At 39.3% G+C, this 234-nt stretch carries 1 pseudogene; it reads left to right on the top strand.

Annotated elements, in window-relative coordinates:
- Positions 1 to 234, top strand: a pseudogene (locus HMPREF0519_RS14020) (MFS transporter); the annotation flags it as partial.

The following is a 234-nucleotide window of genomic DNA, read 5'->3' as shown; positions in this document are numbered from 1 at the left end:
ATTGATCAAATATTTAAATTGGCACTGGTTGTTTTACATTAACATACCATTTGTTGTGGCAGCTTTAATTGCAACTTTTGCACTTCTGCCTAAATTCACCCCATCCGCCAAGGGAAAAGCCTTCGATTTTCTTGGCTTCCTTTTAATCACCGGCACATTTTCCGGGATCGTCATTGGTATTACGAATTATAGTGCCGATAACATTTTTGGCAAACTCTCCGTTCTACTTCCAGT

The sequence above is a fragment of the Lentilactobacillus hilgardii DSM 20176 = ATCC 8290 genome, assembly GCF_000159315.1.
In the GTDB taxonomy this organism is placed as follows: Bacteria; Bacillota; Bacilli; order Lactobacillales; family Lactobacillaceae; genus Lentilactobacillus; species Lentilactobacillus hilgardii.
The sequence above is the reverse complement of the archived record's forward strand: the minus strand, read 5'-3'. Positions and strand labels throughout refer to the sequence as shown.